This window comes from Spiroplasma endosymbiont of Ammophila pubescens, assembly GCF_964020965.1.
Lineage (GTDB): Bacteria > Bacillota_I > Bacilli_A > Mycoplasmatales > Mycoplasmataceae > Spiroplasma.
The window spans coordinates 488,815-510,832 of the sequence record NZ_OZ026611.1 but is presented as its reverse complement, the minus strand read 5'-3'; the positions used below and the strand labels follow the sequence as shown (position 1 = coordinate 510,832).

Here is a 22,018-nt window from a genome sequence, read left to right as displayed (position 1 = left end):
TATATTATTCTTGCTTAGATGATTTTAAAACTTCTTGTTCTTTCTCTTCTAAAACAGGTTTTTGTACATAAATATTTTTCTTTTTTTCCTTTAAATGATTTAAACTATACTTTTCTTTATTATACTTAATTGTTTCTAATTCAACAAGGCGCTGACGTCGTAATTCTAAAGTTGCTAATTTTGTTTCTACTTGTTTCATTTGTTCTTCATCTGCTAAATACTCAAATTTTTTTCGTAAAATTCATTGTTTTTTTACTTCACGTCATAATAAAAAATATGATAAAAAAATTACTAAAAAACAAATAATAAATAAAGTAAAACCCACAATAAAATAATTATTCATAGTGTTAAACATATTCATAAAAATTACTGCTAAGATAAAACATGTTGTATAATATATTATTGAAAAAATACTTGAAATAATAATTCAACTTTTAAAACTAGCTGCTTTTTTTAATTTTATATATGGCAAACCAATAAAACAAAAGAAAAAACAAGCACAAATTAGACCAACAATACCAGCAATAATATAATGTAATTCATAAGTTCGATGGGAAATAACACCTGTTAAATTTTTAATATTATTATAAGCCATTGCACAACCAGCACTAATAAAATAACCCATAAAAGTTCCTAAAATTGAAAAACTAATAACTAATAAACGTGCTGCAACTTCAATTCGTGTATTTCATTGTAGTGCTAATTCATCTCGTTTTGAACTAATTTTTGTTAACATAATAGTTTTTCTCGTTACTCTCTTAGTGCTCTAATTTGGTTTGATATTTTATTTTCTAATTTGGTTTGATATTTTTTACGATCACTTTTTAAAAATAAGCACCCCAATATAAAACAACAAAAAGCAACAATCACAATTGAAGGTAACACAAATGGGTTAATATTTAATCCAGCAACTGAATTTTTAGCATAAATAAATTGTAAAATAGCTAATCCAAGAATTGAAGAACAATTAATATTACCAACAATACTAACAATAATTATTCAAATATTAACAGTTTTTAATGTTTTAGTAATTAAAATTGGAATTGTTATAAAAAAGAATGTTGTAACCCATAAAATAGCTAATAAAATAATTATTCCAATTACAATTGGTTGACCAATTGCTACAATTTGATCAGTAAATGGAGTTTTAAATTTGGATAATAAAGAAATAATAAATTGTGCTCCTACCTGCCCTAACGTTGGAATATATATTAGAGCAACTAAAATTAACAATAATTGTGAAAAGACAATTAAAGTTCTCGCTATTGTTTCACTTTTAGTAGAAAAATAATACTTACTTGCTTCAATGTTGTATTGATAAGGTAACGGACGAATTTGTTGTTTTCGATTTAATTCATATTTCCCTGATGATTTTACGGTGTGATCAATAACAGTTTTATCTAAATTTTTTAAAACTGGCGGACGATTATCAACAACAAACTGTATTTTTTTTACTACTTTTGCTGATTGTTCTTGATTTATTGTTTTACTATTTTCTGTTTTTTTCATTAAAGCACCTTCCTGTTCAACTATGTTTAATTTAGAATTAAAATCTAAACTTTCAGCAACAGCAAGGTTAATTCGTTTCTGCTGACGAATTGCTGAGAATCATAATAAAAAACTGCCTCAAAATAACATTAACATACAAAGTCCAGCCATAATTACCCCTGGTAAATTTAACCGAACAGGAATATAAAGATATGCAATAATGCTTAATCCTAACATTAGTAAAACAAAGATGCATCCGACTGTATTAAAAATAATTCCAGTTACCTTTAAAAGTTTAATATTACGAACAATTAATGTTGGAACTACAAATATTAAAGAAAAGATAATCCCAAACAGAGCAATAACAATGGTAAGACCACGAAAAACACCGTCAGCTAAACCAAAATTATTAAAAACGGCAGGAATTGGTAATTTACTAGTTGCAATCATTGCTAAAGAAGCTGATACAATAATAATTACTCCTAGCATAACCGCTTGTCCAATTAAAATCATAATTCTAGCAATAACTTCCATTGGTGTAGTAAAATACATTCTTGTTAACCGAACATCATTTTTTTGAAAATCTTGTGTTGCTTTCTCCATCAATAATCACCTAATTTAATAATTTCTCCTTTGTTTACAATGATTATAGCATTTTCTTTTAAAAATACTATCTTTCTTAATAAAATCTTAGAATAAAGTTTTAGGTACCGGTTATACATAAAAAGCAAGATTAAACGATTAAAATGCCACCAGAAAATAATCATTAATCTTGAAGTTATAAAATATATTAGACAAAAATTAAAGTTACGTTGATTATCAGAATAAATTTTATGAGAATATCAAACAAAATATCATGAAAAATTAGAACCAAGTTTATCATAAAAATCACTATATGCCTTATATTATTTAACTGATTTTTTTATAATTCTTCTTGTATTTTTTAAGGTCTTCTTCTACTAAATCAAATTCTTTTTTTTTTACTTCTTCTAATTTTACTTTTTCATAATTAAGTTTTTGTTTTGTAACATTTTTATCTTTTATTATATAACTATTCTTTTCTTTTCCTAAAAAGATTTCATAATCAAATGTTTTTATCATAAATTCGTCTTTTTCTTCATTATATTTTTCCGCTGTTTTTATATATTTTTCTGCTGCTGGTTTATATTCTGCTTGTGCCTTTTCATATTCTTGCTTTGAACTATGAAAAGATGTTTTTATTTCAAGTTTTTCTTCTTCTTCACCAAATATTTCCGATGTATTTTCACCAACAACTCTATTTTTTCTAGAAGGATCAGCAGGGTCTCAGTATCCATGGTCATATCCAGAATAGGAAGTAATTTCTATTGCTTGATTAACACCTAAGTCCCATGTTAAATTATAGTAATAACTAAAATGATCTCAAATTAAATATGCCAAAGAACTTATATCCGCATCAGTAATTGAATATCCCAAATACTCATTCTTATGAAAACTAGTAATTTGATTTTTTAATTCAATTAAAAATACTTCTTTTGGATTATCTTTAAATAATGAAACTATTATTTTTCAAGTACTTTTCGTTATTGTTAATTACAATTCATCATTGTTTTTTTCAATCTCATTAATTAGTGGGAAAAAAATTAATTCTCCTGCATATTCTCTATTTTTTTTGTTTATTTCTAATTTTATTTTTTGAATTTTTTCTTCTGTAACTCTTATTTTTTCTAGTAAACTATTATATTTTTGCCTTATTTTAACTAATTCCAACTCATCTGTTTTATACTTTAATTCTGCTGTTTCTGATTCTGTTTTGACCAAGTTTATTTTAAATTTTGATTCTAATTCTAAAAATTTTGATTCTAATTCTGTCTTATTTTTTAAAACTTCTTCATATTGTTCCTCTACAATTTCAAGTGCTTTTAATTTATCCGCTTTATTTTCATCTTCTACTTGTGAATTTAATGTTTCACTGTTATTTTTTGGTACCTTTAGATTTTCATCTACTTCTCTTGATGTTTGAACTTGCTCCTCTAAACTTGTTGATGATACTGTCTTTTCTTTTCTTAAAGAATTTGAAGAATTCGAGGCACTACTTGATGGCGGACCTGATGATCCAGACCCTCCTGATTCTTCAATTGGTTTTATTGGTGGAAATTCTCTTGGATTTGTTCTTCTTTCTGATGGTATTCTGCTTGATGTTCTTCTATGCGTTGGATTTCCAACTGATGTTTTTCTATTTGATGGACTTCCAACTGATGTTCCTCCTTTTAATGAATGTATTACCTTTGGGAATGTTGCTGTCCTAGATGGAGTTATTTTTGGTGATTTTGATTCTAAGACCGATGGTTCTTTAATACTGTCACTATTTTTTTTCAATCTTTATTCTATTTCCGATTTGGAATCTTTCTATATTTTTCATTAGCATTATTGTTATTAAAATATATACAAATAATATTATTTCAACTAAAATACTTATTTTTTTCACTAAATATCTTCCTTCCATAATTCACAAATTTTAAAAAATAAATTAATTTTCAAATTATTACCAAGATTGATTATTTGTATAATATTAACTATCTATATTAATTTTAAATATTTAATAACTTTTTATTTTTTCTATTTAGTTGTTATTATTTTAATAAACTAATAATTAATATAATTATTTTTATATGCAAAATTGTATCATAATTAGGTAGTTTATCATATCTATTTCAACATTAAAAAATATGATAAAACTACCTTTTTGTAGTTTTAATATCTGTTAAATTTTTCTTAAAAATTAACATAATAAAATAATCATTTGGTCTAAAATTTAGATAAAAAATCTTGAATATTCTATCTAAATCTATTTAGGTTTGAAACTGACTTTGAAAAATTTTTAGTTTTGTCACTTTCAGATAGTATATCTAAACCTACAGATTCACTAATTTTTGATTTACCAAATTTATTTTATGCATATGAAATTAGTGCATAGACAGCTGGTTTTCTAATATTAGGAACTATCTAACTTTTATTCTATCTAATAAAAGAAAAAACTCTTCTTTTTTGAAGAGTTTTAAGGCTGATAAATTAAGTTTATTTTTAATATAAATGTACTATTAGCGAATTGGCCAGTTGATGTTTTAACCTTAATAATCAATTCTTGTTGTGGATTATTTTCTGTTGGAAAATTAAATTGTTCAATGAATTCTTCTGATTCTGTATCATAAGATAATAATTCTCATAAAATATTTGGCTGTTGTCCTTTTAAACTTGGATTTTTTATGATTCCATCATATAGGATTGCATTAACCATATTTTTTACTAATTCTTTTTTATCTGCTAATGTTCTTGGTAAACTACGAATAAAGATTGGTAACATTGAACTTGTTAAATCAAGATTAAACTTAATTGGGACAGTTGGGGTTAAATTTAATTTAAGAGTAACTTGACCTGTAAAAATAGCATTATTTTTAGATGAAAATTGCAACTCTAAAGGAATTTTATTATCACTACTACTTACATCATATTTATTAATCGATTCATTTAGTTGTTGACAAATTGACTCAAAGTAATTTCAATCCGTTTGAATTTTAGAAAGCCCAAAAGTTGGTTCATCTTCATCAATAAATATTGAATTTTTAATAATATCGCCTCAAATTTGATGAGCTAAATATGGCACTTGGTTGTCCAAACTACTTTGTTTTCTTGGCACAAATTTATAAGTTTTATAGGATAAATCAACTACGGGGGTTTCTTCAATTGGCTTATTAACCATTTTAATTTGACCGTGAACAGTAACTTTAAAATCACGACCAGCAACTTCTTGTTTTCCAGAAATATTCATTACATAAGTTTCTCATTTTCCACTTTTTTTAGTTTCTTTTAAAGCATTACTTAGTCTGTCTAGGTCTTGAGGTTCAAAATTCACTAAATCACGTGATAAATGCGGATTCCATGCCTTATTATTAATCAATTTATCTCATACTAAATCTAAAACTGAGTTTGTTGTGTGTTTATCATCTTCAGCCAATAAAATTGGCTCTAATGCTAATAACCCAGGATCAATTCCTTGATTAATTAATGTTAATGTGATTGCAATATTGCCTTTAAACATTGGGTCAGTGTTAAGATTAAGTGCCTGCAAAGTAACTTTTTCTCTTCGCCCAATATTAGGTCAATTCTTATTAAATATTGATTGTCAACTTGTGGTGTCAAAATTAGTTAATGCTGGGCCACCATTGATGTTTGCTTCACGCATTACTAATTTTCAAATTCAATCTTTATCAACATTTGGTCGTTCTTGTTGAGTTACAACAATTGGAATTGATAATTGTATTGTTGGTGGTAATTCAATTTGATCTTTAACAATGAATCCAACAACTCGCATATAATGATGAATGCTTTCATTAATTGGTGTTCCTAAAAAATTCAACTCTGTATTACCACCAATATTTGGTTCTGTTACAGTACTTCAATCAATTTGATAGTTATTATAATCACTTGAAACTTGCGAATCATCGTTAAACTGTTGTTTAACTTCTTTTCACACTAAGTCATATAACTTTGCTGGTTCTAAGTTATTCTGCTGTAATTTCAAATTAACCATAGCACGATAACTAATAATGCTTAATTTAATTGTAATTGTCCCACTAAAAAGACTTGTTGGCGTATTTGTTTTGCCATTATATTCAGCAAACATTGTTACAGGCAATGCTTTGTTATAATCGCCTGGCAATTGAAAACCTGAGATATCATAAGTTTCTGAATCAATTGGCGTTTCTGGTTTAAAACTACCAACGGCCTTTTCTCAAATCTCATTATATAATTCCTCAACATTTTCATATTTTGTGACATCTCATATATTTTCTAAGTTAATAATTTGACTAATATCCATTGACAACTTTTTAACTAAAGTAAAACGAACGGTAATTGAACCAATATATGGAATATCTTCATCGTGGCGAATTGTTAAAACAACATATCCAGTTTGTGGTGTATTAGCAGTAACCGGTTTTACCATATTTTTCGAATCAGTAATTTCAAAAAAATCTAAAAGCAAATCTTGAGAGAGCCTCCCTTCAATTTTTGCTTGATTAAAAATTGATTCTTCTACAGTCATATTATCATCAGTAACAATAACATTATTAATTAAAGTGAATTCTGTTGAAATATTCTCTCTTCCAATAATTTTTGATGGATAAGGCGTTCCGCACGATATAACACTAGCTATAGGAGCACTTGTAGCCAGAAATGTTGTTAGGAGTGTTAAAATTTTACGCATGTAAATCCCTTCCTTTTCAAACATTAATATTTACTATTATTATACACATTTTCATATTTTATACATAAATTTTAAATATAATTAATGTTAAAACGGAAAGTAATTGCTTGAAGATAGTCTGGAACATTTTCTTTTGCTTTTAATTCTAATTTAATATCAAGAACAGTTAAATTACTATATCTTTGTTCACTGCTAATTTGCAATGCATAAAATCAATCATTAAAAGTAGCAGCACTATTATGATAATTATTTAAAGGTGTAAATGTGATAATATCTTTTGCAATTCCATTAGCATAATCTATTTGTGATACATTATCACTAATGTTTAAATTGTTTCCTACCATTTGACTAATATTTTGTATAAATTCCCATGTACGATTAACAATTTGTTTTTGTAACATTGTTTTAAATGAAGTTACATCATGTAGAATATTTCGAACATCAATATCAATGTAATTTAATGGTTTTTGTGCTCCATATAAATTAGCACTTCAATATTTTACAAATAAAGTATTTCGTTTTTGTTTATCACTAATTAAATAGGCATCATGATCACCAGGATTAACTAAATTAGTAATTGAATGTAATGATGGTTGATCAATTATTACATATTTTGTTTTTGCCACTTGATTATTATTAAAACTAATTGTTAAATCACCATTTTCTTGAATCGTTCTTTTAACAACAGTATAATCTGCTTTTTCAATTATTCCATATGATTGAAATGGTAAAATATTTCAATCATAAACTCATTTATATTTTGAACTATTAGGGTTACTCAAAACATCTTCTTGTAATTCTCTAATTGCTGTTGCTAATGAATATTTTCCATTTAAAACATCTTTAATTTGCTCTCCCAATCGATTTGCAATCACATTTTGAATTATTTCACCTTGCGGTAAAAACATAAAGTAAAATTGCTCTGGTTGGTTAACATTTAAACGTTTTGGTTGAAGATGTTGATATCAAAATTGTCATTCGATTGGTACAAGTTCTTTTGGTAAGACTAAACCACGATTTTGTGATGTTTCTAAAATATTAATTAAAAAAATTAATAATTGTGGAATATATTTACCATTAATTTGAGTGTCTGTTTTTGCAAAACTTTGCTCTGAATCACCCTTTTTATATGCTGACTGAATTACCCGATTAATATCAAGCATGTAATGCGTACTATCAATAGCAGTTCCTGGAAACAGTTGATCATTTTGATTAACACTTGAAATAACAAAATTACTATATGGATTATAATCACCAATAAATTCTTTATCATTTCCTTTATTTTCTGCATAAAAAGCAGCAAAACGTTCTTTATAGGCAGCATAAACTTGATCTGCTAACGCCAAACTATCATTAGTACCATTAATCATAATATTATTAGCTTGTTCACCTAGAACATTTGTTTGTTTTTCTCAAATTGTTGGTTTTAAATCATCTTTGTTTCTTGTTTCTCCTAATTTAAAACTTAAAAAGTTTGATAAAAATCCTTCATTTCCAACAAATAGGGTTGGGATTCAAACCAGATTTTTTTGGATTACGTCTTCGTATTTGATTTTTAAAAATAATAAATTTTTCATCAAATTAAATTGGTTTTGTTGCACATCAGCAAGACTTAACTGTTGTGTCCCTCATGAATCAGTATAAATATCTAAAATTTGAATTTGCTTAGGATTTTTGTATTTATTCTTAAAAAAGATATTGTTTGTAATGTATAAACTAGGTGCTTTTTTAAAAATTAAATTATAAGCATATTCTAATCGTAATGATCTCGCACGAGCGCGAGTTTGTGCAACTTGCCCAGTATTAGGGTCAGGAGGAATTTCATAAGTTTCAAAAACCGGAGTTGTTGTTGTATTATCGCGTAGTTTTGTTTTTGCAAAGTTAACTTCAAAATAATCCCCATCATTAACATCAGGCAAGGGTCCATCAGTTTCAATTCCACCATAATTTAAAATATTTGCTAAAAATGACACACCAAAATAAGCAGAGGGAATTAAAGCACCAAGATATAACACAGCACAAATTGCGGCAAGTAACCCTTTTTTACGTGATGCTACAGTAACATTCTTTGTTAAGTTATTAAGTTTATGTCAACTACCTGGTTTTCTTGCCATTGAAATCTCCTTTAGTAAGATTAATAATAAACCTATTGAATGGATTTATTATAACAAAATTAATATTAAATGCAAAGCAACCTTTTTGAACAAAATTAAGCTTTTTAATTGTTTTTTTTAAATAAAAAAAGTTACTTCTGTAACTTTAAATATGAATTGCATGGCCTTCTAAACCATGAGCAACTTCCATAATAATTTCTGATAGGGTTGGATGTGGGTGAACTGTTTTTGCCAATTCATGAATTGTTCCTTCTGTTTCCATACAAGCAGTAATTCCAGAAATCATATCTGTTGCTGTTGCAGCAACAATATGCGCTCCTAAAATTTCGTCATATTTTGGGTCACATAAGATTTTAACAAAACCATCAGTTTCACCATCAGCTATTGCTTTACCATTTGCTGATAACGGAAATTTAAATGCTTTATAAGCAATTTTAGCTTTAATTGCTTGTTCTTCAGTAATTCCAACTGTTGCTACCTCTGGGAATGAGTAAATACACGAAGGAATTCGATTATAATTCATTTTTACATTTTTTCCTTTAATACTATCAATTACTAAAATTCCTTGTGCTGAAGCAACATGAGCCAGCATTGCACGTCCCACAACATCTCCAATTGCATAAACACCTGGCAAGTTTGTTTTACATTGCTCATCAACTTCAATGTTTTTTCTTTCTCCGATTTTTAACCCAATGTTTTCAAAACCAGTTGTTACTGGTGTTCGACCAACTGAAACTAAACAATAATCTGATGTTAGTTTTACTTCTTTACCATCACTATTATCATAAATTACTGATTTACCTTTAATTGTTTTAATTTTCACTGAAGTCTCAATTTTTACCTTATTTTTAATCAACAATTTTGTTAATTCTTCACGAATATCTTTATCCAATAACTCTAAAATAGTGTCTAAACCTTGCAAAATTGTTACTTCGGTTCCTAAACGATGATATAAGCAAGCAAATTCAATGCCAATTACACCTCCACCAATAATAATTAATTTTTTTGGAATTGCTGGTAATGCTAAAGCTTCTGTTGATGATATAACATAACCAGCTTTTTCAGCTTGCTCAAACCCTGGTAATGGTAATCCACGTGAAACACTTCCAGTTGCAATAATTAAATTAGTACATAAATAACGTTTACCAGCAACTTCAACAGTATTTTTGTCAATTGCTTTTGCTTCGCCTTTAACTAGGTCAACTTTATTTTTTTTCAATAAAAATTCAACCCCTTTTGTTAATTGCGTTACTACTTTTGCTTTTCGTTCTTGCATTTTTACTCAATTTGGCGCTACTGCTGCTTTTGCGACATCAATCCCATAATTGTCAGCATGTTTCATCATATCATATACTTTACTACTTTTTAATAACGCTTTTGTTGGAATACAACCAACATTTAAACAAACACCACCATAATATTCTTTTTCAATAATTAGTGTCTTTAAACCTTCTTGTGCTGCTTTAATCGCTGTAACATAACCACCTGGACCTGCTCCAACAATAATTACATCATATTTGTTTTCCATTTCATAACCTCTTCTCTTACAATAATAATAAAGCTGGTGATTCTAGTAACGCTGTTACTCGTGCTAAAAAGCGACCACCATCAGCACCATCAATTAAACGATGATCAATCGTTAACGATAATGGTAAGATTGAACTTATTTCTATTTCATTATTTTTATTAATAACTGGTGCTTTTTTAATAATTCCAACCCCTAAGATTGCTACCTCTGGGAAATTAATTACTGGTGTGGCAAATTCAATGCCCGCTGACCCAAAATTAGTAATTGTGAAGGTTCCATCTTTCATTTCATCAGGTTTTAATTTACGTTCACGTGTTTTTGCTGCTAAATCATTAATCATTTTTGCAATTTGCAGAATATTTAACTGATCAACCCCTTTAACAACAGGAACCATTAAACCAATCGGTGTATCAGTTGCCATTCCAATATTATAATAGTCTTTAAAAATAATTTCTTGTTGGTCTTGATCATATGACGCATTTAAAATTGGAAAATCTTTTAAACCAATTGCACAAGCTTTCATAAAAAAAGGCATATATGTTAACTTGATTCCTTGTTGTTCTGCTTGACCTTTTAATTGTGTTCTAATTTCAATTAATTTTGTTACATCAATATTTTTCATTAATGTTGTCTCAGCAATAACAGTTTTTGATAAAGTCATTTGTTTTGCAATTGCTTTCCGAATTGGTGACATTGCTTCGCGGCGAACAGCACCAGTTGCATTAATTTGCGGAATATCAATTAGCAATGTTGATAAAGTAGGGCCAGTTACTGCCCTTTTCGCCCTTTGGTCTAAATCAGCTTTCATAATTTTACCGTTTGGTCCTGAACCTTGAATTTGTGTTAAATCAATTTTTAAATCAGCTGCCATTTTTCGCACAATTGGTGTTGATAACACATTTTTATTATGATCAACATTAGTATTACCATTACTTGGTAAATGACGTGGTGCTAAAACGGTATTAGAAATAGGAACTGCTCCAACTACTCCTGCTGCTTTTTCTTCTTTAACTGGTGCTACTGTTGACTGTTCGGGAACTGCTGGTGCTGGACTATCGCCAGCAGTACCATCATAAATTTCAACTACTACATCACCAACATAAATTGTATCGCCAACTTTAATATTAATTTTGCTAACAATACCATCACATGGTGCAAAAATTTCCGTATTAACTTTATCAGTTTCAACGGCAAACATTTCATCTCCGTCTTTAATTTTGTCACCAACTTTAATCATAACGTTGGCTACTTTTCCTTCTGTTAATCCTTCACCGATGTCGGCGAATTTAAATTTTACCATTTTTACTTTCAACTCCTATCTAAAATTGGTAGTTAACTAATTCTTTAATTTTAACTACAATTTTTTGAACTGATGGTTGATGATAATGTTCACCACGATCAAATGGAATAATAATATCATAACCAGTTACTCGTTCCGCTGGAGCTTTTAAATATTCAAAACATTTTTCATTAACAGTTGTAATAACTTCGGATGCGACTGAAAATGAACGAACAGCTTCATGAACAACTAAAATTCGTCCTGTTTTTTTAACAGATTCAATAACGATTTCACGATCTCATGGTTGAATTGTTCGTAAATCAATTAAATCAGCATTAACAGAAAAACCTTCTTCTTTTAATTGTGCTAAAGCTTTTTCACATTCACTAACTTGTGCTCCATAAGTAACAATTGTTAAATCATCTCCTTCTTGAATTTTATAACCTTCACCAATTGGTAAAGTATAATATTCATCAGGAATTTCTTGTTTAAAAGCGCGATATATCTTCGTTGGTTCTAAAAAGATAACTGGATCAGGTGATTCAACAGCTGCTAATAATAATCCTTTGGTATCATATGGAGTTGAAGGAATAACTACTTTTAAACCTGGATTATGTGCAAACATTGCTTCAACTGCTTCAGAATGATGTTCTAACGCACGAATTCCACCACCCATTGGCATACGAACAATTAATGGACAAGTAAAACGACCGCGTGAGCGATTACGTAATCGAGCAACATGGGTAAAAAGTTGCTGAAATGATGGATACGAAAATCCTTCAAATTGCATTTCAACAATTGGTTTCATTCCGTTAATGGCCATCCCCACTGCTGTTCCAACTAATGTTGCTTCGGCAATTGGCGCATCAAAACAACGGTTTTCACCATATTTTGCTTGTAGACCAAGTGTAGCACGAAAGACTCCTCCTTCAAAACCAACATCCTCACCATAAATCACAATATTTTGGTGTTTTTCCATTGCTAAATCTAAAGCATGAGTTAATGCTTGGATATTATTTACAACTGGCATTAGTGGTGTCCTCCTTTACTTGGATATTTTGCAAAAAATGCTTCTGCTTCTTGATATTGTTCTTCTAAAAATTTTGGCATTTCAGCATAATTGTAAGCAAAAATATCATGAATTGAAACAGTATTGTTTGCTTCAACTCATGCAAATTCATCTTTAATAAATTTATCTTGTTCAGCATCTAATTTTTCTTGTTCTTTTTCTGATCATTTTTTTTGTTTAATTAAATAAGCTTTTAAACGAATTAAAGGGTCTTTTTTTAATGCCTCTTGATGTAATTTTTCATCACGATAAACCTTGGGGTCATCAGCTGATGAATGCGCCCCAATTCGATAAGTATTACATTCAATTAATGATGGTCCTTCACCTTTACGAGCAAATTTAATAGCTTCTTGCACAGCAGCATAAACTGCAAAAAAATCATTCCCATCAACTAAAATATTTCGCATTCCAACCGCAATTCCTTTTACTGCAAAGTTTATTGCTTTCGTTGCTTTATGACGCGGAGTTGAAATTGCATACTGATTATTTTCCACAATAAAAATCGCTGGAACTTCATGTAACTTCGCAAAGTTCATTGCTTCATAAAATTCTCCTTCAGAAGAACCACCATCACCAGTTGTTGTAATAACAACACCATCACGTTTATTATATTTTTCAGAAAATGCTAACCCAGTTGCATGCGAATATTGTGTTGCAATTGGAATATTAATTGGTAAAGTATTAATTCCTTCTGGCATATAACTTCCCATTTCATTTCCACATCAATATAACATAATATTGCGCATTGGAACACCTGTTGCTAATCAAGCAACATTATTTCGATATGCTGAGGAAAATCAGTCTTTTCCTTTAATAATTTGCATTCCATATGCTACTTCAGTTGCTTCTTGCCCAGTTGATGAAAGAAATGATAGCATTCTTCCTTGTCTTTGAATTTTATTTTGAAAATCATCTTGGCGACGTGATAAGCACATTAATTTATACGCTGTTAAAACCTCATCGTCACTAATTTTTGGCATCAAATCTGGTTTAACAATCTTTCCCGTTGCATCCATAATTTGAAGCATTTCATTTTTTAACGAATCAAATTTGTTAAAATACATCTTTTTGATTCCTGCCTTTCCTGTTTTTTAAATATTTTTAGGTAAAAATAACATCTAAAATTTCTTGTAGTTCAAATTTATCCCCAAAAATATCTTTAATATTAATTTCTAATAATTTTGTTTTAATTTTATCCAGATTATATTCACAACCTGTTAAAAGAGTTTCAAGTGGCTCTGTTCCACCAGAACCTAAAAAATCACCAAAAAATTTAATTTTCGTAATTTTTCCTTCATTAACATTTAAACGCACATCAACGGTACCTTTTCCTTCATATCGAATTTTATTCTGATAATTAAATTCAGGTGAATTACCAAAGTTTCATTCCCATGTTCGATATTTTTCATCAGCTAGTTTATTAACTGCCGCAATAATATCTGGTGGTAAATCTAACACTGGTGTTCCTTGTGCTAAAAACTCATTAGTAATAAATAGCATAAATTCATCAATTGTAATATTATTTGTTAATAATGGTCGAATATTAGTCACTCGTGCCGGAATTGATTTAATTCCTTTTGAAATAATTTTATCTTGACTAACATTTAAGTATTTTTGCATTTTACTTAAATCAACATCAAATAAAAATGTTCCATGGTGTAGCAACCGATTTTTATACTTTATTTGTGCATTACCAGAGATTTTTTTGCCATCAATTTCAATATCATTTTTACCAGCAAATTTAGCATTTAAACCAAGTTTTTGTAAAACATTAATAATAGGTTGTAAAATACTTTCATAATTTTGCGCTATTTTATCATCTTTATTAACAATAATAGAAAAACACAAATTACCATCATCTTGATAAACAGCCCCACCACCTGTTATTCGACGAGCAACATTCACCTTATCAGTTTCAACCGCTTGTAAATTAATTTCTTCAATCGTATTTTGATTTCGACCAATAACAATTGTATTAAAATTTTTTCACAAAAAGAAAATGTTGTCTTTAATATCACTTTTTAAAAGATACTCATCTAAAGCCAAATTAAAATAAACATCTGTAGAAGAATTTTTAAAACAAATCATTTTTCTTATTTTTTAAAGTAATTTAATCCTAATACTTCTAAGCCTGGTAAAGTAATAAAGTTATATGGCTTATTAAAATGTGGCAAGAAGAAAATATCAATTAATGGTAGTTCATCAATTGTAACTCCCTTCATAATTGCTAATGAAAACATATACATAACTTCGGTATGATTAGCATTTGAAGCTACTTGTGCACCAATAATTTTTCTTGTTTTTTTGTCTCAAAGAATTTTAATTAAAACTTCTTGATATGTATCCATAAATTCTGGACGATCATTATCCGTAAGTGTAATTTGATCGTAATCAAATCCTAAATCTTTTGCCACCGTTTCTGTCATTCCTGTTGAAGCTAGCGCTCAACCAAAAACATTAATTGCATTTGAACCTTGGAATCCTGGTGATGCTAAACCTGCTGGTTTTAAAGCATTAACAGCTGCAATAACTCCTGTTCGGACAGCATTTGTTGCTAAAGCAATATATGCTGGCTGTTTCTTAGCATTATCATAAACTTCAACACAATCACCAATTGCAAAAATATTTGGGTCTGATGTTTGCATATATTGATCAACTTTAATGGCTGCATTTTTGTCTAAATCAATAACACCATTTAAAATTTCTGTTGCAGGTTTAAAACCAACTGACCAAATTACTAAATCAGCATCATATGAACCTTTATCTGTTACTACTTTTGTTACTTTATTATTGTTACCCTCAAATTTAATAACTTTTTCGCCACCACGTAAATTAACACTCGCTTTACGCATTGCTGCTTCAACTTTATCAGTAAAAGGTTTATCGTAATAACGTGGCATAATGCGATCTGAAATATCAACTAAAGTAACATTTTTTCCTTTTTTATGAAAAGCATCAACTAATTCAACGCCAATGTATCCTGCCCCACATACAACAACATTTTGAATATTTTTGTCATCATTTGCTTTTTTTACTAATTCCCCATGTTGAAATCATTTAACAATATGAATACCTTCCTGCTTAATTCCTTCAATTGGTGGAATAATTGGTCAAGAACCAATCGCTAAAATCAATTTATCATAATTATCATCAAATTCATTTCCTGATTTTAGATCTTTTACACGAATTTTTTGATTTTTATTATCAATTGATAATACTTCATGCTCCATGTTTACTTTAATACCTTCATTTTTTAATACTTCTGGTGAAGCATAAAATAAATCGTTTGGATCTTTTACCTCTCCTGAAACTCATAGTGCAATTCCGCATCCTAAAAATGAGATATTGTTGTTTTTATCATAAGTAACAATTTCTGCTTTCTGATCTAATCGTCTTAAGGTTCTAACAGCAGTTGTACCTGCATGGTTAATTCCAACCACAATAATCTTCATGTTATATTCTCCTTTTCTATTTTTAGTAGTATTAATAGTTCTTTCGATATAACTAACTAAATGTGCCAATAGTTATTTTGTTATGGCATTTATTCCTGAAAATTAAATCATACCGTAATTTCATTATATACCTGTCACAAAAAATAAAAAAGAAAAATCAAATGAAAAACAGAAAAAAAATTGCAAAAAATATAAAATTTTAAAAAAATTTTAAACTTTTTACAATTAAATTAATCATTATTTTTCAAAATGTTTTAAAAATCAACGGCCTTCAATAGATAACAGGCGTTGTGTTTGCTCATTAAGCAATGTTTTTTCTAGTTCTTTATCAATACGGTAAATTCGTGCATCTAAATTATCTAAAAATGATAAGATTTCTGCTTCTAATAAGTGTGGTTCAACAGGTGAACCATATTCCAATCGACCATGGCTAGCTAAAATCATATGTTCTAATAAAACAATTTTTTCTGAATTTAAATTATTACTTTGGGCAAGATAATTTAATTCATTTGCCATAATTGAAATATGACCAAGTAATTTTCCTTCAAATGAAAAATCATTTGTAGCACCACTTGTAATTTCAATAACTTTTCCTAAATCATGTAAAATAACACCACAATATAATAGTTCCGCATCAATTAAACGATCATGATAAACATTGACAACATTTTTTGCCATTTGCAGCATAGTTAAACTATGCCAAATTAAACCTGATTTAATTTCATGATGATTACGAATAGCAGCTGGTCAAATTTTAAATTGCTCACCATATTTTGCTAAAATTAAAGTCATAATTTCACGATATTCAGTTGTTTTCATTTTTTTTACTGTTGTAATAATTTCATCATACATTGCATCTGCTGGAAGCGGCGCAACTTCAATAAAATCATCTAGATTAATATTTGCATTATCAACAATATTATAACTATTAATTTTTGCTTGTAAAACTTTTCGATACTCAATAATATTAATATTTACTTTATAACAATTACCTTTAATTCAACTTTCAATGTCAGCAGGACGAGCATCTCATAATCTTGCTTCAATTGTTCCGGTACGATCTTTAAAGGTTATTGATAAATAAGTGCTGCCATTAGATGCTGTCCCTTGGGTAACTTTATCAGTAATTACGATTAATTCTACATTATTAACTTCTTTTGTTAAATCTTTAATATTCATTTTTCCCCTCCTAGAAATAAAAAAGTGAGTAATGACTTTTTATCTTATAATAAAAGCCCTGGATTTGATAATAAATATGCAACATAATGGATAAATTTACTTGCTTCAGTAATATCAATTACAGCTTCATTATACCCCAATGTAATTACCATAATATCACGAATTGCAATATCATTTTTTTCAACCACAACAGGTTTTTTAAAAATAATACCCATTGCAATTCCGGCAACATTATCATTTGGAATTGTAAATGTTCTCCGTGTTATTCCATATTCCCCATAATTTATAATTGAAAATGAGGCATCTTGACAATCCTTTTCTTTTAATTCATTACTAATACTTTTACTTATTAATTTTGTTACCTTTGAAGCAATTTCTTTAATTGAAACATTTTTTAAATTATATAAAACAGGCATTTTTACTGCAGTATCACTATCTACACTAAAAGCAATATTATAAAATCATTTTAATAAAATTTCATTTTTTTGACTAATAAAGGATGCATTTAAAACAGGGAATTTTTTTAATCCATCATAGACTGCTTTAACATAAAAAGGCAATAATGTTAATTCAATATCATTTTGTGAATATGCTTCACGCATAATTAATAATAAACTAACTAACTCACTAACATCAACTTCAACATCAATAAAACCATGGACAATATTTTTTTTACTTTCCATAATTTCTTTTGCACGAATAATTGCTTCTTGATTTAATTTTACCTTGTCAACTTGCAAAGTTTGTGGATTTTCTTTTATTTTATGTTTTGAAGAAGCGGAATGTTCCCTTGACGTTGCATCTTCTGACTTATGCTTTTTAAGATGATAGTAAACAGACGAATGAACCGTCGAATGTGACTTTGAATGTTCACCATGATGTCCCTTCGGCTTATTTTCCACTAATTTATCTTGTTCTAAATTTAGAATAGGTTCCATTTTTGAATCATCAACATTATTTATACTTTGAGCAAAATTACTTTTTAATTCTTCTTTTGTATAATTTTCTTGTTTGTATTCTTATCTATCAAAGGGTTGATGATGTAAGGGGTCTAGTTTTTTATCATCAACTTGTTTTCTCGCAGCCATTTCTGCTGTAAATGCTAAATCACGTTCTAAATTTTCAAGTTCTTCAATAACTTCTTCTTCAATTGTCATTGTTGCTAAATCATCTTTAACAATTGTCAAATCTTCTTTTAAATCACCCAAATCTTTTTGCAATGTTTCAATATTTTCTTCACTAGAAATATTCTCAAGAACATTTTCAACTTTATCTTTAAACGGAAATGTCTTTGAATCATTATTCTGGCTAAAAAATGGGGTTGAATTTTGTGCTATATTTTCTTCTGGTAAATCAATTTCAATTGAATCTTCAAAATCATCTTGTGGATTTTCACCAGCTACTTCACGCGCTAGTAATAGTAATGTTTCAATTAATTCTTCGCGAAAAATTTCTGTTTCTGATTTTTTAATATCAATTGGTGGCCGATTTTGTACATTATATTTTCCAGAACCATTAAAAGAAATAGTATTATAGGGTTGCTCAAAATTATTGTCATGTTCATTAAGGGTTGCCTCAAATGGTAATAAATCTAATAAAACATCACCACTATTAATAACTTTATTTTCATAAACAATAAGATTTAACACTTCACCATTAATTGGCGCTTTAATTTCATAAACTTTATTTTGTGTAATAATGTTAGCAAGTTTATCCCCCTTTTGGACAACTTGTTTATTTGTAACAAAAATTTTATCAACAATTCCTTTGCGATTATCATCAGCTTCAAAAATAATTTTTGCCATACCCAACCAAACCCCCTATTTTCTAACTACATATTAGTATAACTTTTATTCTTTTAAATAATTAGTTTCTAATTCTTGGTACATTGCTTCCATTTTTCTTTTTGCTTCTTCATTTGTTTTATCAACACAAACAAAATAGAATTTTATTTTTGGTTCTGTTCCACTTGCACGAACTGCAAATCAACTACCATCTGCAAAATAAAACTTTAGTAAGTCTTGGCCTGGTATTTCATATAAACCATGCAAATAATCTTCTTTTTTAATACATTTAATTTTATCTAAACTAGTAATTGTTTCTTGTCGTAATTTTTTTAACATATTATTAATAATTTTTTTGCCATCAATTCCATCACGAACTAAATTAACTGTTTTACAATAAAAATAACCAAATTTATTATATTGTTCAACTAAAACATCATATAATGTTTTTCCTTGATTATGATAATACCAACAAGCTTCTGCTAAGACTAATGATGATTGAATTCCATCTTTATCACGAGTTATGTCTTTTAAAATATAACCATATGCTTCTTCAAATCCAAATAAAAATTCTAACCCTTTATCTGTTGCTTTGCTCATTTGATCCCCAATTCATTTAAAACCAGTTAATGTTTTAATAACTTGAACACCATAACTTTCAGCTACTTTATCTGATAAATTTCCAGTAACAAAAGTATTATACATAACCCCATTTTTAGGTAATGTTTTTTGACGTTGATAATGGGAAAATAAATACTCAATTAATACCGGAGCTGTTTCATTTCCAGTCATTAAATAATACTCATGATCTTTGATTTTAACACCAATTCCTAAACGATCAGCATCAGGGTCATTTAAAATAACAACGTCAGCATTAATTTTTTTAGCATATTTTAATGATAAATCATAACATTCTGTTAATTCTGGATTCGGATTAGGGGCAAAAGTAAAATTAGGATCATTATCAAATTGCTCTTCTACAATCGTAACATCATAGCCACATTCTTTTAAAATTCGTGGAGTTCATTCTTTACTTGTTCCATGCAAATTAGAAAAAACAATCTTAATATTACGTTTTTGATTTGGATAAAACTGCATTGCTTTAACATCGCTGATATAATTATCCTCGACTTCTTTTGCAACATATGTAATTAAAGTTGAATCTGGATTTAAAGTTAAAGTAAAAACTTCTCCTTTAATTTTTAAGTAATTTTCACCAATGACATCAGTTGCGACTGGCAAAAACTGTGAACCATTATGATCATAAATTTTATAACCATTATATTCACGCGAATTATGACTTGCTGTAATAATAACACCCGCTACCGCTTTTATTTTCCGAATGGTATAAGAAACCATTGGCGTTGGGCGAAGGTCATTATTAGTAAATAAAATTGCTTTAATATTATTACTAGCAAAAATATTTGCTACTTCTTGTGCAAATTCAGCTGAAAAATGACGGTTATCATGCCCAATTACAATTCCTTTTGATTTTAAATCTGTCGCAGAATAAATTGTTTTTAAATATTGCATAAAAGCTAATGTTGCTCTTCGAATTGTATATAAATTCATTTTTCCGGTTCCTGGACCTAATAATCCTCGCAATCCAGCAGTTCCAAATTCTAAATCATCTGAAAAAGCAGCAATTAAATCTGCTTCAGACATTTGTTGAAATTCAGCGGCTAATGTTGGATCTAAATTTTTAGCATCTTTCCATAATTTTAAATTATCTAAATATGACATCTTAATTCTCCTTTTTTAACAAGCAACAAAGTTTTTGGTTTTAACCATAATACATTCTTGTTTGCTACAACCAATAATTTTCACCTTATATAGTAAATTTTTCTATTTTGATTTTATTTATTTTATTGTCTTCATATTATTTAATGAGATATTTTCTCGATAAAATTTTATAGATACTTAAATTAGTACTTATTACTATTAAAACAATCTTTGTAAAGATTGTTAATTTATTCATTTCCTATTAACAATTTCATTAAGTGTAATTCTTCATTTTCAACATTTCACTGTATTTATTACAAATTTTCATATCTTTTTGTCACCTTCTTTATTTTTTTATATCCATTATAAATTATACTTTTATTTTTAACTATTTAGTAATAAATTTAATTATATTAAATATAAAACTACAAGTAGTAAAAATTCATTGATAATTTTGCATTAAAAATGATCTTCATCATGAAAACCATATTAAATTGGTAATTCAAAATCATAAATTTTTCCTTCAATAATATAAATTAATGTTTCAGCAATATTAATGATATGTGTTCCAGCCCGCTCAATTGAACGTAATTGTTGCATTGTTAAAGTAATAACTTTAATTTCTTCTTTTGATTTTGCTTCACGAATTTTTTCAATTAAAGCATCATTTTCAACTTTATAAATATTGTCTAATTCAGTATCATATTTTAAAATATTATATGCTGACTCAATTCGTTCTTCCTCAAAAATATTTGACACTTCTGTTAACATTTCAATGACTTTTGCAACTAATTTTTTTAAAAAATTAATTAACTTTGTTGAAGGTTTATATTTGATATAATAACGACAAATACTTTTTGCATAATCTGCAATACGTTCAACTTCCTTAACAATCAAAATGAAACCAACTATTCGTCGTAAATCTTTTGCAACCATTTGTTGTTTTGCAATTTTTCATAGTGAAACTTCAATGAAAGCCTCTTGCATTTTATTAATTGTTTCATCAGCGGAAATAACACTTTGAGCAAGCTCAACATCATTTGTTTCTAAACATTTAACCATATCATCATATTGATTTTTTGTCATTGCAATCATATCAATAATCATTTGTTTTGTTTGTGCTAAATCATTTTCAATTTTTATGCTCATATTTTGTCC

At 28.2% G+C, this 22,018-nt stretch carries 17 protein-coding genes; all 17 read right to left on the bottom strand.

All coding sequences use genetic code 4. The features are described 5' to 3' along the window. Nucleotides 1-4: 4 nt before the first annotated feature. Nucleotides 5-736: a hypothetical protein gene (locus tag ABNT63_RS03155; protein WP_348736400.1), complete on the bottom strand. Its 732-nt coding sequence runs from the start codon at nucleotides 734-736 to the stop codon at nucleotides 5-7. 14 nt (nucleotides 737-750) lie between these two features. Continuing rightward, nucleotides 751-2,091, bottom strand: coding sequence for a hypothetical protein (locus tag ABNT63_RS03150; protein WP_348736398.1), 1,341 nt, complete (start codon nucleotides 2,089-2,091; stop codon nucleotides 751-753). Nucleotides 2,092-2,397: 306 nt separating this feature from the next. Further along, nucleotides 2,398-2,907, bottom strand: a complete 510-nt coding sequence (locus tag ABNT63_RS03145) for a hypothetical protein (RefSeq protein WP_348736397.1) — start codon at nucleotides 2,905-2,907, stop codon at nucleotides 2,398-2,400. 153 nt (nucleotides 2,908-3,060) lie between these two features. Beyond that, nucleotides 3,061-3,846 (bottom strand): hypothetical protein, encoded by a 786-nt coding sequence (locus tag ABNT63_RS03140; RefSeq protein ID WP_348736395.1) that lies wholly within the window; start codon nucleotides 3,844-3,846, stop codon nucleotides 3,061-3,063. A gap of 679 nt (nucleotides 3,847-4,525) precedes the next feature. Next, nucleotides 4,526-6,733, bottom strand: a complete 2,208-nt coding sequence (locus ABNT63_RS03135; RefSeq protein ID WP_348736394.1) for a hypothetical protein — start codon at nucleotides 6,731-6,733, stop codon at nucleotides 4,526-4,528. A 71-nt stretch (nucleotides 6,734-6,804) separates the two neighbouring features. After that, nucleotides 6,805-8,847, bottom strand: coding sequence for a hypothetical protein (locus ABNT63_RS03130; RefSeq protein WP_348736392.1), 2,043 nt, complete (start codon nucleotides 8,845-8,847; stop codon nucleotides 6,805-6,807). A 145-nt stretch (nucleotides 8,848-8,992) separates the two neighbouring features. Beyond that, entirely contained in the window at nucleotides 8,993-10,375 is a 1,383-nt protein-coding gene (gene lpdA, locus ABNT63_RS03125; protein ID WP_348736390.1) for a dihydrolipoyl dehydrogenase, read from the bottom strand. A 16-nt stretch (nucleotides 10,376-10,391) separates the two neighbouring features. Continuing rightward, on the bottom strand, nucleotides 10,392-11,675 hold the full coding sequence (locus ABNT63_RS03120) for a dihydrolipoamide acetyltransferase family protein (protein WP_348736388.1): 1,284 nt from the start codon (nucleotides 11,673-11,675) through the stop codon (nucleotides 10,392-10,394). Between the two features lie 19 nt (nucleotides 11,676-11,694). Continuing rightward, the gene (locus ABNT63_RS03115) at nucleotides 11,695-12,684 is read right to left on the bottom strand and encodes an alpha-ketoacid dehydrogenase subunit beta (RefSeq protein WP_348736386.1); all 990 of its coding nucleotides are present in this window, start codon (nucleotides 12,682-12,684) and stop codon (nucleotides 11,695-11,697) included. Further along, a complete protein-coding gene (pdhA, locus tag ABNT63_RS03110) occupies nucleotides 12,684-13,787 on the bottom strand; it encodes a pyruvate dehydrogenase (acetyl-transferring) E1 component subunit alpha (protein ID WP_348736384.1) in 1,104 nt (367 codons plus the stop codon). The genes ABNT63_RS03115 and pdhA overlap by 1 nt, the downstream gene beginning before the upstream one ends. A 37-nt stretch (nucleotides 13,788-13,824) precedes the next feature. Further along, nucleotides 13,825-14,769 carry a lipoate--protein ligase gene (locus tag ABNT63_RS03105; RefSeq protein ID WP_348736383.1) on the bottom strand — a complete coding sequence of 315 codons (945 nt, stop codon included), beginning with the start codon at nucleotides 14,767-14,769 and terminating at the stop codon, nucleotides 13,825-13,827. A 47-nt stretch (nucleotides 14,770-14,816) separates the two neighbouring features. Then, nucleotides 14,817-16,175, bottom strand: coding sequence for an FAD-dependent oxidoreductase (locus ABNT63_RS03100; RefSeq protein ID WP_348736381.1), 1,359 nt, complete (start codon nucleotides 16,173-16,175; stop codon nucleotides 14,817-14,819). 237 nt (nucleotides 16,176-16,412) lie between these two features. Continuing rightward, the gene (locus tag ABNT63_RS03095) at nucleotides 16,413-17,354 is read right to left on the bottom strand and encodes a 3'-5' exoribonuclease YhaM family protein (protein WP_348736379.1); all 942 of its coding nucleotides are present in this window, start codon (nucleotides 17,352-17,354) and stop codon (nucleotides 16,413-16,415) included. 44 nt (nucleotides 17,355-17,398) lie between these two features. Continuing rightward, complete coding sequence (locus ABNT63_RS03090; protein ID WP_348736377.1) at nucleotides 17,399-18,292, bottom strand: 2-oxo acid dehydrogenase subunit E2; 894 nt, start codon at nucleotides 18,290-18,292, stop codon at nucleotides 17,399-17,401. An 81-nt stretch (nucleotides 18,293-18,373) separates the two neighbouring features. Further along, complete coding sequence (locus ABNT63_RS03085; RefSeq protein WP_348736375.1) at nucleotides 18,374-19,159, bottom strand: hypothetical protein; 786 nt, start codon at nucleotides 19,157-19,159, stop codon at nucleotides 18,374-18,376. A gap of 45 nt (nucleotides 19,160-19,204) precedes the next feature. Continuing rightward, entirely contained in the window at nucleotides 19,205-20,881 is a 1,677-nt protein-coding gene (locus ABNT63_RS03080; RefSeq protein ID WP_348736373.1) for a phospho-sugar mutase, read from the bottom strand. A 468-nt stretch (nucleotides 20,882-21,349) separates the two neighbouring features. Then, nucleotides 21,350-22,009, bottom strand: a complete 660-nt coding sequence (gene phoU / locus ABNT63_RS03075; RefSeq protein ID WP_348736372.1) for a phosphate signaling complex protein PhoU — start codon at nucleotides 22,007-22,009, stop codon at nucleotides 21,350-21,352. Nucleotides 22,010-22,018: the final 9 nt, after the last annotated feature.